The sequence below is a fragment of the Chondromyces apiculatus DSM 436 genome (genome assembly GCF_000601485.1).
Taxonomy (GTDB): Bacteria; Myxococcota_A; Polyangia; order Polyangiales; family Polyangiaceae; genus Chondromyces; species Chondromyces apiculatus.
This window is the reverse complement of the sequence record NZ_ASRX01000110.1, coordinates 1-11907: the sequence shown is the minus strand read 5'-3', so window position 1 is coordinate 11907 and position 11907 is coordinate 1. Positions and strand designations below refer to the sequence as shown.

The 11907-nt window shown below is 71.3% G+C and carries 9 protein-coding genes; 2 read left to right on the top strand and 7 right to left on the bottom strand.

Features of this window, described 5'->3' with window-relative positions; genetic code table 11:
* Positions 1-8 precede the first annotated feature (8 nt).
* Positions 9-791, top strand: a complete 783-nt coding sequence (locus CAP_RS40885; protein WP_052376839.1) for a hypothetical protein — start codon at positions 9-11, stop codon at positions 789-791.
* Between the two features lie 146 nt (positions 792-937).
* Here the strand turns inward: CAP_RS40885 and CAP_RS46725 are convergent, their stop codons facing one another.
* From CAP_RS46725 to CAP_RS40870, 3 genes are all read right to left on the bottom strand, one after another.
* On the bottom strand, positions 938-1927 hold the full coding sequence (locus tag CAP_RS46725; protein ID WP_052376838.1) for a hypothetical protein: 990 nt from the start codon (positions 1925-1927) through the stop codon (positions 938-940).
* A gap of 153 nt (positions 1928-2080) precedes the next feature.
* Positions 2081-5242, bottom strand: coding sequence for an isopeptide-forming domain-containing fimbrial protein (locus CAP_RS40875; protein WP_156041611.1), 3162 nt, complete (start codon positions 5240-5242; stop codon positions 2081-2083).
* Between the two features lie 18 nt (positions 5243-5260).
* Complete coding sequence (locus CAP_RS40870) at positions 5261-7150, bottom strand: OmpA family protein (protein WP_081865790.1); 1890 nt, start codon at positions 7148-7150, stop codon at positions 5261-5263.
* Between the two features lie 213 nt (positions 7151-7363).
* Here CAP_RS40870 and CAP_RS40865 point away from each other — a divergent pair, with 213 nt between their 5' ends.
* Positions 7364-8086: a hypothetical protein gene (locus tag CAP_RS40865; protein WP_052376836.1), complete on the top strand. Its 723-nt coding sequence runs from the start codon at positions 7364-7366 to the stop codon at positions 8084-8086.
* 62 nt (positions 8087-8148) lie between these two features.
* Here the strand turns inward: CAP_RS40865 and CAP_RS40860 are convergent, their stop codons facing one another.
* The 4 genes from CAP_RS40860 to priA all read right to left on the bottom strand — a co-directional run.
* Positions 8149-8466, bottom strand: a complete 318-nt coding sequence (locus CAP_RS40860) for an alpha/beta hydrolase family protein (protein WP_052376835.1) — start codon at positions 8464-8466, stop codon at positions 8149-8151.
* Between the two features lie 302 nt (positions 8467-8768).
* Positions 8769-9266: a hypothetical protein gene (locus CAP_RS40855; protein ID WP_044251277.1), complete on the bottom strand. Its 498-nt coding sequence runs from the start codon at positions 9264-9266 to the stop codon at positions 8769-8771.
* A 123-nt stretch (positions 9267-9389) separates the two neighbouring features.
* Positions 9390-9842 (bottom strand): SpoIIAA family protein, encoded by a 453-nt coding sequence (locus CAP_RS40850; protein WP_231511997.1) that lies wholly within the window; start codon positions 9840-9842, stop codon positions 9390-9392.
* A gap of 204 nt (positions 9843-10046) precedes the next feature.
* On the bottom strand, positions 10047-11907 hold a 1861-nt coding region (gene priA, locus CAP_RS54640; RefSeq protein ID WP_052376834.1), incomplete at its 5' end, for a replication restart helicase PriA.

The window sequence follows — 11907 nt, the reverse complement described above, 5'->3', positions numbered from 1 at the left end:
GCCCGGTCATGCCGACCACCCCTGCTCCCCGCAGCCGCAAGCGCATCGCCCTGACGCTGCTCGCGATCGCGCTCGTGGGCGGCGTCATCGCCTACCTCCCCTACCGGTCCTACGCCGCCGAGCACCTGCACCCCAGGCCCAAGGTCATCGGCTGCACCGTGAAGTCCCGCAAGGCCGTCAGCACCCCTCGCATCGCCACCGGGACCGAGCCGTGGGAGGGCATCGACGGCCAGCAACTCTTCCTCTCCACCGGCGAGTACAAGGCCGCGAGCTGCGCCTCCTTGATCGACAAGGAGTTCGGCCGCCGCGTCGCCAGCGCCCTCGCCCTGGAGGATCAGGAAGCGCGCGCTCAGGCCATGGTCGCCCTGGTGCGCAACCCCAAGTCCGACCCCGAGGCGGGCGCCGCCTACCTTCTCGCCTCCTTCGCGCTCAGCGGCCTGCCCAAGGAATCGCCGGAGGTGCAGGCTGCCAAGGCAGAAGTCGACCTCATCCACGGCTGCCGCTTCGACACGCGGCTCCCCTGCCCCACCCGCCCCCCGCCTCCTGCCGTGGTCTACGCCGCCGGCATCCCCGCGGCCGCGGCGGCCGTGGGCCTGACCGGGCTCGGCCTCGTCGCTGCCGTGACCGGGATCGCCGCGCGGATACGTCGCAGGAAGGCCGACCGCGCCGCGAAGGCGCAGGAGCCCCAGGCCGATGCGCTCGCCGAAGCGCGGATGACCTCCGAGGGCGGCCCCGAGCCCACCGACCGCTCCGACGACGCCGACGACGCCGAAGCCCCGCCCCGCGCCTGAGCTGAACGCCCCCGCCTCGCGCCTGCGCTGAACGGCCCCGCCCCGCGCCTGCGCTGAACGCCCCCGCCTCGCGCCTGAGCTGAACGGCCCCGCCCCGCGCCTGCGCTGAACGCCCTTCCCACGAGGCGGCGCCTCCGGGCGGCGCTTTACTCCACCGCGACCACCTTGAAGCTCGAGCTGATCACGCGCGACGCGTGCGCCCCCACGTCCGACACGTCGAACCCGAACCCCGCGCCCTGCAGGTTCACCCCGCCCTCCGAGCCGCTCGGCATCCGCACGCTGGACACGATGCTCACGTAGACGACCGCCCCCTTCGCGAACGTCGACGGCATCACCAGCGCGCGCCCCGACAGCCTGCTCTTCGCAGCCTGCGCCACCTGGGCCCACACATCCGGCGAGCCCGCGTTCGACGACACGAGGCGCGCCCCGAGCACCTGCCCCGACCCGCTCAGCCGCACCTCGAACGTCGCCCGCGCCTTCATCGGCGTGTCCCCCGCGCGCGCGGCCTCCACCACCGCCGACGCCACCGTCCCTGCCGCCGGCAGATCCAGGCCGAGCGCCTTGTCCTTGGTGCGCATCGCTTCCCGCAGGAGCTGCCCCGCCTTGTCGGTGGGCGTATCGGGCCGCGCCGGCGCCACGGTCGGCGCTGGCCCTGCAGGCTTGTGATCCGGCAGCACGCCCGGGACCTGCCACACCGGCACCCCACCCAGCCCGGGCGCCACGGCCACCTCCGGCGAGGGTGGCCCGCCATAGTCATCGGTCGCCGAGGGCGCTGCCGTCGGCACCGGCGGCACCTCTGCCGGCCCCTCGGGCGGCACCCCTTCCGGCGCTCCCTCGGGCGGCATCTCCGTCGGCGCCTCCGACGACGGCACCCGCTCCTGCAGCATGCGCCGCCGCAGCGGATCCTGCTCGCGCATCTCTGCCCGCGCGACCTCTTCCGGCGTCTCCACCGTGCGCGCCCGCGGCACCTGCCGCAGGATCGCCTCCGGGTCCATCTCCACGAGGATCTCCTCGGAGGCCCCGCTCGACTGCGCCACCATCACCCGCGCCGGCTCGGGCGCGAGGTGCGCCATCACCGGAATCGCGACATGGAGGACCCCCGCGGCGATGAGGAAGCTGGCCTCGCGGGTGAGCACGGCCCCACCTTGGTGGGGGCCAGCCGGGGATGCAAGCGCAGCCTGCTGCGAAGGTGTGCTGGCTGGCCCAGCATGCCCCCTCGCCACTCGTGTCTACGTCGAGCGCCGCGGCTCTGCACCACGGCGCCCTGACGCCTCTGGCTCAGCGGAAGCTCAGCGCTGCTTCCGCTGCTGCCGCCGGCCCACGGCTGCGAGGGCGGCGCCCACCGCGAGCAGCGCCCACGTCTCCTGCCCGTCGCTCTCGCCGCCACCGGCCACCGAGCACGAGCAGCCACCGCCCTGCACGAGGATGTCGTCCGACACCGCCTCGCCGCCGGCACCGCCGACGCCCGCGCCGCCGGTCCCACCCGTGCCGCCGGTGCCGCCGCCTGCGCCGCCAGCTCCCGGGATCACGCACTCACCGATGGTGTTGTCCGTCGAGGAGCAGGTCTGCCCCTCCTCGCACCCGTTGCCGCCTTCGCCGCGGCAGCCGTCGATGCACACCCCGGCGCCAGGATCGCACACCCGACCGCTCGTCGCCCCGCCGCAGGTCGCGTCGACCTCGCAGGGGATCGGGTCGTCGCCCGGATCGTTCGGGTCCGTCTCGCCCGCGTCGACCTGGCCGTTGTGGTTCGCGTCCTCGATCCCGTCACTCACCCCGCCGTTGTCGGTGTCGGCCTTCACGGGGCTCGTCGTGGTCGCCCCGGCGTCCGCGTCGGCGACGCAGGTCATCATCCCCGTATCGGTGTCGTCGTTGTCGCAGCCGAAGCCCATCTCCGTCCCGTCGAACAGCCCGTCGTTGTCGCTGTCCTCGTCGAGCACGTTGATCAGCCCGTCGCCGTCGGTGTCGTCGCTCGGGTTCGCTTCCAGCCCGTCGATCACCCCGTCGTCGTCGCTGTCCATGTCGTTGGGGTTCGAGCCGAGCGTCGCCTCCAGACCGTCGCTGAGACCGTCGCCATCGCTGTCGAGGACCAGCGCATCATCGGCCTCGTGACCGAGCGTCGGGTCGGTCTCCAGCAGATCGACGGCGCCGTTCAGGTTGACGTCCTCGGAGCCGTCCGACACCCCGCCGCCGTCCGTGTCGCGATCGAGCGGGTACGTCGTCGTGCTCGGATCCGCGTCGGGCCGGCAGTGCCCGAGCGTCGCGTCCGTCGCCGGGTTGTCGCAGTCGCGCCCCAGCTCCGTCCCGTCGAACAGCCCGTCGTTGTCGCTGTCGACATCGAGCACGTTGATCAGCCCGTCGCCGTCGGTGTCGTCCGCGGGGTTCTGCTCCTCGCCGTCGATCACCCCGTCGTCGTCGCTGTCGGCGTCGTTCGGATCGGTCCCGAGGAACTCCTCCTCACCGTCGCTCAGCCCATCGCCGTCGGTGTCGGTGATCCCGGCGTCGTCCCCCTCGTTCCCCTCGGTCGGGTTGCCCTCGCCAGCATCCACCACGCCGTTGTGGTTGAAGTCCTCGGCGCCATCACGCACGCCGCCCCCGTCCGTGTCCGCGTTGAGCGGATCGGTCGTGGTCGCGCCCAGGTCCCCGTCGGGGATGCAGTGGTGCGCGCTCACGTCGGTGCCGGGCGGGTTGCAGCCGAAGCCCATCTCCGTCCCGTCGTACAGCCCGTCGTTGTCGCTGTCGGGATCGAGCGCGTTCATCAGCCCATCGCCGTCGAAGTCTCCGCCCGGATCGGGCTCCTGACCGTCCGGCACCCCGTCGTCGTCGCTGTCGGCGTCGAGCGGATCGGTCCCGAGCGCCTCCTCCTCGTCGTCGCCGAGCCCGTCGCCATCGCTGTCGATGAGCACCCCGGTCGGCGGCGACCCCGGCCCGTCCTCGTTGCCATCGGTCGGGAACTCGATCGGGCTCCCCCCGGCCGGGCTCTCTCCGGAGACGGTCGCCTGGTTCTCGATGGTGCCCGACGCATCCGCGTCCAGCGTCACCCGGAAGCGCACCGTCGCGCTCTCGCCGATGGCCAGCGTCCCGCCCTGCGTCCCGTTCGCGCCAGCGCCCACCCGGAAGGTCACCGTGCCCGCGTCGTGCTCGGCACGGTCATCGCCAGCCTGGTCTGTCTGGGGGGTGTTCGTCGCCCCGTCCACGACCACCAGCGAGCCGGCCTGGAAGGTCACCCCGGTGGGCAGCGGATCCGAGACGACCACGTTGGCCGCCGCGTCGTCACCCGTGTTGGTGACCACGATCGTGTATTCGAGCACGTCCCCCGGCGCGACCCCGCCGCCGTTGACGTCCATCACCGACTTCGTGGACGTCGACAGGTCCGGCAGCAGCGTCGAGACCGAGGTGATCAAGCCGCCCAGCAAGAAGGTGTCGATGCTGGAGACTGCCGACACCACCGCCGAGGTGTCGCCCGCGGCGAGCAGGGTCTGAGGGACCTCGACCACGTCGAGATCCAGACCGCTCATGCTCTGCGGGCCGCCGGTGAGTTGCGGCAAGTCACCCGCGTTCGACACCCCGGCCCCGAGGTACGAGCGGGTGCTGTTGAAGAAGTTGTCCGCAGGGTTCAGCAGGTTCTCCAGCGCCGTGCCGTTCCACTGCAGTGCGTCTCCGTTCGAGCTGTCGCCGTCATAGGCGATGACCCCGAGCTTCGCCTCGAAGTTCGCAGCGGGCACCGTGAAGCCGCCGATGGTCGCGTCCACCGTGCTCCCGTCGAAGATGAAGTCGAGTCCGTCGAAGAGGGCCAGGCTGCGGGACGGCTCCGAGTCCAGCCGGTAGAACACCGCCATCCACCACCCCGCATACGCAAAGCTCTGGTTCGCGTTCGCGAGCGTGATCGCCTCCACCCCGGAGACCCGGTAAGCCCCGGAGCCGCGGGCCTGCACGATGGAGGTGATGTCCGCGAAGGCCTGATAGTGCGTGTTACCGGCGTTCGCCTGCCCGGACAGCGTGCCCGTGAGATCCTCGCTGAACGTCCCTTGCTCCAGCGTCGCCGTCAGGTCCGGCGCGCTCCGGGTCGCGCCCCAGTACAGGTAGGCGTGCGTCACCTCCGCGCCGTCCGGGATCGTCAGCACCGCCGTGCTCCGGGACGGCAGCAAACCTCCTCCTGGAGTGATGGTGGTGTCCGCCAGGGCTTGCCCCGAGAGCGGATGATCCGCCCGCCAGTACACGTCCGGCGCGGAGTCCGAGGTGTTGGCACCGCAGAGCATCCCCACGGGTACACTCCCCACCACCACCGTGTTCGCGGGGTTCGCGCAGTCGTGGGCCAGCGTGTTCCCGATCAGGATGAAGTCACCCCGCTGGGACACCTGCTCTCTCAGCACAGGGTCGGCCAGCGCCGTCCCCTGGCTCGCTCCAAGCAGCGCAAGCCCTGTGATCCCCGTCAAGACACGTCGCTGTCTCATGGTCCGTTGCCTTCCAAGTTATGGTTTCTGCGGCTGCGCCGGCTGGATTGGAGATGATGCGGGTGGTTGGGGGGAGGGTGAAGCCGGGGAGGTCGCCGGCTCACCGTCGGGGCTTCCCCCATCGGTCGACGACTTCCCCTGCTTCTCGACGATCTGGAACTGAACACGCCGGTTCTTCTGGCGCCCTGCATCCGTCTTGTTGTCGGCGACGGGCACGTCCGGACCGTATCCCTTCGCCTGCAGACGCTCCGCCGCGATGCCCCGCTGCGTGAGCGCCTTCATCACCGCGTCGGAGCGATCCTGGCTCAGCTTCCGGTTGAGCGCCGCGCCGCCACGGTTGTCGGTGTGCCCCTGCACCTCCACCTTGAGGATCTCCGGGTGGTCCTTCAGCGCACCGGCCACCTCGTCGAGCAGCTCGTTGCTCACCGCCCGGATCGTCGCCTTCCCCGTGTCGAACTGCACCTGCTGCAGGATGACGATCTCCTTCTCCGTCACCCGCACCGCCACGGGGCAGCCGTTCTTCTCGGGGTCTGCGTTCGGCTTCCCCTTCTCCCGCGGGCACGCGTCCTTGTCGTCGCGGATGGTGTCCCCATCGGTGTCTGGCGGGCAGCCGTTGGTCTGCGGATCCGTGGTCTCCACGCCCGGGATGTCCACGCACGCATCGCGCTTGTCGGGCACCCCGTCGTTGTCCCCGTCGGGCGGCGGGCACCCGTTCTGCTTCGGATCCGGATCGGCCACGCCCGGAACCCCTGGGCACGCATCCTCCGGATCGACGATCCCATCCTTGTCGAGATCCTTCGGCGGCGGGCACCCGTGCTTCGCCGGGTCCACATTGGCCACACCCGGCTCGTCGGGGCACGCATCCTTCGCGTCGAGGAAGCCGTCCTTGTCCCTGTCCGGCGGTGGCAGCGGGCACCCGTGTTTCTTCGGATCCGCGCTCGCCGCGCCCTTCTCGTCGGGGCACGCATCCACCTGATCGGCGATCCCATCGCCATCGCGATCCGTCACCGGACGCTTCACCTCGGGCGAGTACGCCAGCATCAGCACCCCGCGGAACGACGGCGTGCCGATCCCCGGCGTGAGCCCCGGCCCCACCCCCACGCCGGCCTCCAGCGCCGACGCGAAGCGGTAGCGCCCCCCGAGCAAGAGTTCCATGTTCGTCGTCCGCACCTGCGGATCGCCGAGCCCCACGCCCCCGAACAGCTCGGCGTTCACCTGCACCCGCTCGTCGTCGCCGATCAGGTAACCGAGCCCCGCGCCGAGCTGCAGCCCCGTCCCTGCCTCCACGTTGGCGAACGCCGTCGCCGGTCGCAGCTCGACCCCGGCCACGCCCGACCAGATCACCCGAGCGATCCTTCCCCCCACGATGAGCTGCGGCGCGCCGCGCACCCCTCCGTCGCCCGCGTACCCCTCCCGGTCCCCCGTCGGCACCCACACGTAGCCACCGATGGCGATCTGGAACGGATCGAAGTACCCACCGAACAGCGTCCCGCGCACCCCGAGCCGCAGGTCCCCGAGTGCCGCCCCGCTCGGCGCTGGCAGCGCGGTCCCCCCGGCCGCCCCTTCGCTGCCCGAGGTGAACGCGAACGGCATGTTCACGTTGAGCGTGATCCGCTTCCACAGCGCGAGGCTCGCGTTCAGATGCAAGAGCACCTGGCTCCCCACCAGCGCCCCCTGGTCACCTCCCTCCGACGAGCGCAGCACCAGGGGCTCCTGCGCGTAGTCGCCGAGCAGCATCAGGTGGGGCGTCAGGTCCCCCGCCGTGGAGGGTGACGGCACGCCGAACATCCGGTCGCCGGCTGGCGCCGGGTGGAACCGGCTCAGCGCGAACCCCTCCACGGGAGGCGGCGTCTGGGCCGAGACCTGCCCTGGAAACGCCGAAATCCCAAGGGCCACCATGGTCGCCATGGCCACCCCTCTCCACCGAGCGATGCGCGCGCGTGCCTGCATGGGAAGCATGAATCTCCTCGGTCCCCCGACGCGCGGAGGCTGCGTCTCATCTCGCCTCGGGTCCCTGTATTCGCACGATCCTGCACCAGACCCTGGGTGGACAGCCAGGCAGGAAGTAAAGCCACGCTGCTTTCTTTCCCGTCACCCTGCTCCTGTGGCATCCCCGCGCCCATGCTGCGCGCGCTCTTTCTGGCCAGCGCTCTCCTCGCTGCAGGCTGTGGCCGGGACATCGAAGCCCTGGATCTCCCCTGGACACCCGGCACCACCGACAGCGCGACCGACACCGCGCGCGATCGCCGCGACGTCTCCGCCGCGCCGGCGGACTGCGACATCCTCCCGCCGCTCTCCCCCGAGGAGATCTCCGGCCCTCCCCACGAGCCCCTCGAGCTGACCCGCACCAGCCCGAACGCCTCACGTCCGCCGTACGTCACCCTGCCCGACGTGATCATGCCCGACGACGTCGCGAGCCGGATGCTCCAGATCGACGCCGCCTACTTCCGCCGCACCGGCAAGCACCTGACCATCACCAGCGGCACCCGCGATGCGTCCCGCCAGGCCAAGGCCATGGTCAAGATGCTCAAGCTCGGCGCCGACGTCATGCGCCTCTACCGCAACAAGGAAGCCGTCCGCGAGATCAAGGCCGCCTACGACGCCGGCCGCGCCGCCCGCAGGCCCGAAGGCGAGATCGTCACCTCGGTGTACGGCGTGCTGCGCCGCCAGATCGAGCGCAAGGTGTACCTCTCGGCGCACCTCCGCGCGGGCGCCGTCGACGTCCGCAACCGCGACATGACCGCCGCCGACAAGAAGGCCTTCGCCGCCACCGTCGCCGAGGCCGGCGGCGTGAGCCTCCTCGAAGAGACCGCCCCGCCCCACTTTCACCTCGAAGTGGACTGAAAAGCCGACCGGCAAAGCTTGAACCGCAGACGCGGAAAGCACGCGCCCGCCGCCGCTCCCCGTCAGCTCATCATGGGAGCGTCGCACCAGTCCACCATTGCCGGATCCGTGGTCACGATCAGCAACCAGGTCGGGCAGCCATAACGCGACCGCACCCTGGCCACGTATACCGGCCATACGAGCTGCTTGCGCGGATCCCGGTGGCGCTGCGCCTCGATGATGACCGCGATCTCCCACCCTTTCCCCTTGAACAGCGCCATCAGATCGGAGCGTCGCTCTGCGGAAACCACTTCAGTCACGTCGACCGATACGATCTGAGCCTGCCTGAACGAGGGAATCACTTCGTGGAAGACATCACGGAGAACCCAGAACCTAGACATGGGGGTCGGAGGAGGACGCGCTCAGGGTCACCCGACCCTCAGCTCAGGGTCACCCGACCCTCAGCGCGCCCTCGACGACCCCCTGCTCAGGGTCACCTGACCCTCAGCGCGCCCTCGCTGACCCCCTGCTCAGGGTCACCTGACCCTCAGCGCGCCCTCGACGACCCCCTGCTCAGGGTCACCCGACCCTCAGCGCGCCCTCGACGACCCCCTGCTCAGGATCACCCGACCCTCAGCGCGCCCTCGACGACCCCCTGCTCAGGGTCACCTGACCCTCGGCATCCGGGGGTTGCGGTGCCGGCTCACTCTCGGGAGGGTGCGGTACCCTGGGCGGCCGTGGCGTCGAGGGTGGCGCGGCGGGCCTCGATCCAGCGGCGGGCTTCGGCCTCGCTCTCGGCGAAGATGAGGATGCCGTCGAGCTCGGAGCTGAACAGCCGGATCGCCGACAGGAGCATCTTCATGAGGAGCCGCGCCTGGAAGCTCGCGCCGTAGATCACGAGGCCTTGATAAGGAACGGTCCTCAGGTGGCCGACGTCTTTGCGCGTCGCGACGTCGATGGTGCCGAGGTCGCTCAGGTCTGCGAGGAAGAAGATCCGACCCGTCGTCGCCGCCACGGCGCGCTGGTACTCCGCGGACGTGCGCAGGTGGCCCGGCTTCACGTCGCCAGAGAGCTTCGCGCAGACCAGATCCGGGGGCTCCAGCCACACCCGATGAGGGCCGGCAAAGATCTCGGCGGGCACGCCAGGCTTGCTGTCCGGCGCGAGGGAATCCGTCTTGGGCTTCGCAGGTAACTCGTCCATCCTCGTCCTCGAAGGGAAGACGGCAAGGGTAGCGCATGCGGGCGCGCGGAGGGGCAGTCGTTCAGTCCGGAGCGAGGACATGCGACGTCTCCACAGGCTCATCCATGCATGCTTGCCTCGGGGCTAGCTGCGCCCGGACGCTTCGCGATCCAGCGCTGCGCGGCGTTCCGCGATCCAGCGCCGTGCCTCGGCTTCCGTACTGAAGAAGTGCAGGTGAGGATCGGCGCCGGGAGCGAAGACGCGGAGCGCCACCATCAGCATCTTGATGACGATCTTCGCCTGGAAGCTCGCGCCGTGGACCGCGATGCCGCGGTAGGGAATGCTGCGGATGATGCCGACATCCTGGCGGGCCCTGGGGTCGATGGTGCCGAGCGCGCTCATGTCGGCGAGGAGGAAGACCCGGCCCTGGCGCTCGCCCACGGCGCGCTGGTAGGCGAGGGCGTCGCGCATCTCGGCGAGCGTGACATTGCCGTGGGCCCGCACGCAGATGAGGTCTGGCGCTTCGAAGCGCATCCAGTGAGGACCCGCGATGACTTCCTCGGGCAGGGACGCAGCGGCGCCGGATGACGGAGGCACCGTGGACCGCGGGAGCGCGCTGGATGACGGCGACGCGCTGGATGACGGCGGCGCGCTGGATGACGGCGGCGCGCTGGATGACGGGGAACGATCAGCGCGATCGCGTGCAGATGCCTTGCTCATTCCGTGCTCTCTCCGGGTGAGGAGCGTAATGCATCCGGGGAGGGGATGAGGGGTCGCGGCGAAGTACCAGCGACACCCGGCTCAAAGCATGGCGACGGGATCGATGTCGATGACGACCCGGACGCTGCGGTCCACGTCGTCCTTCACGGCCATCACGGCCGCGACCGCGGCGCGCAGTGGACCTCGTTCGGCAGCGCGCAGGAGGACCCTGAAGCGGAAGCGGCCCCGCAGCTTGGCGATGGGAGCCGCCGAGGGGCCGAGGACGTCGACGCGGCGCGCCAGGCCCTCGGGGCTGGTGCGCGCCTGGGCGGCGAGCTTGCCGATGGCGTCGCGGGCCACCTGCTCGTCAGGAGCGTCCACGCGGATGAGGGCGAGGCGGGCGAAGGGTGGGTAGCCGACCTCCTCGCGGTCGGCGAGCTCGCGCGTGAGGAAGCCTTCGACGTCGTGGGCTGCGGCGAAGGACACCGCGGGGTGGCCCGGGTTGCGGGTCTGGATGAGCACCTTGCCGGGACGGTCCCGGCGGCCAGCGCGACCGGCGACCTGGACGAGGAGCTGGAAGCCGCGCTCGGCGGCGCGGAAGTCGGGGATGCTGAGCGCGGCGTCGGCGTTGACGACGCCGACCAGGGTGACGCTCGGGAGGTCGTGGCCCTTGGTGACCATCTGGGTGCCGACGAGGATGTCGATCTCGCCGCTGCGCATGCTGGCCAGGATGGCCTCGGTCTTGTCGGCGCCCGCGACGTCGCGGTCGAGGCGGCCCACGCGCGCCTCGGGGAACGACTCGGCGATCAGCGCTTCGAGCCGCTCGGTGCCGAGGCCTTCGAGGACGAGGGCCGGGGCGTTGCAGGTGGAGCAGCGCTCGGGCAAGGGGCCGGAGTAGTCGCAGTAGTGGCAGCGCAGACGCCCGCCACGCAGCACGGTGTCCTCCTCAAGACTGTGCGGACTGTGCGGACTGTGCGGGCTGCGCGCATCGTGCGCACCGCTGGCGGGCGGGGAGACGGGGATCCGGGGGCGCGGGGGGCCGTGCGTGGCCGCGGGGGACGGCGTCATGGCGGACAGGAGGCCGGGTAGCTCGGCGGTCTCGCCGCGGGCGAGCTTCGGCGCGCGCTGCGGGGGAGACTTGGGGCGCGGGAGGTCGTCGAGTCCGGCGCGCGGGGCAGGCGGGGGCAGGCGGAAGCGGCCGCGGTGGTAGGTGAGGGCCACGGAGCACTGCGCGCAGGTCTCCACGGTGCCGCAGGCATCGCAGACCACGCTGGGGGCGAAGCCGCGGCGGTTCAGGAACAGGATGATCTGGTCCTTCGCGGCGAGAGCTTGCTCGATGGCGCGGTGGAGGGGCAGTGAGATCAGCTTGTCGCCCGTGGGGCCGGCGCCGAACTTGCGGAGGTCGACGAGCTGGACGTCGGGTAGGCTCGCCTCGCGGTGGGCGCGCTCGGGCAGGCGCAGCTCCGTGAGCTTGCCGCGGCGGACGAGGGCCACGGATTCGAGCGAGGGGGTGGCGGAGCCGAGCACGCACACCGCGCCCGCGCGCTGGGCGCGGAGCAGGGCCATGTCGCGGGCGTGGTAGCGCACGCCCTCTTCCTGCTTGAAGGAGCCGTCGTGCTCCTCGTCGACGATGATCAGGCCGAGGTCGGGGACGGGGGCGAAGAGGGCAGAGCGGGCCCCGATGGCGACGCGGACGTCACCGCGGCGAAGGCTCGACCACATGGCGTGGCGGTCGGCGTCGGACAGGCCGCTGTGCAGGACGGCGAGGGCGTCACCGAAGCGGGCGCGGAAGCGCGCGACGACCTGAGGGGTGAGGGCGATCTCGGGGACCATGACCAGCGCGCCCCGCTGCTGGGCGAGGCAGGTGGCGATGGCGCGGAGGTAGACCTCGGTCTTTCCGGATCCGGTGACCCCGAAGAGCAAGAACGCCGTGGGCGCGGCGGGCGCGGCGGGCGCGGCGGGC

Coding starts and splice junctions, on each gene's coding strand:
- CAP_RS40865 (WP_052376836.1), top strand. CDS start 7,364: ATGCTGCGCGCGCTCTTTCTGGCCAGCGCTCTCCTCGCTGCAGGCTGT.
- CAP_RS40885 (WP_052376839.1), top strand. CDS start 9: ATGCCGACCACCCCTGCTCCCCGCAGCCGCAAGCGCATCGCCCTGACG.
- CAP_RS40870 (WP_081865790.1), bottom strand. CDS start 7,150: ATGGCGACCATGGTGGCCCTTGGGATTTCGGCGTTTCCAGGGCAGGTC.
- CAP_RS40860 (WP_052376835.1), bottom strand. CDS start 8,466: ATGTCTAGGTTCTGGGTTCTCCGTGATGTCTTCCACGAAGTGATTCCC.
- CAP_RS40875 (WP_156041611.1), bottom strand. CDS start 5,242: ATGAGACAGCGACGTGTCTTGACGGGGATCACAGGGCTTGCGCTGCTT.
- CAP_RS40855 (WP_044251277.1), bottom strand. CDS start 9,266: ATGGACGAGTTACCTGCGAAGCCCAAGACGGATTCCCTCGCGCCGGAC.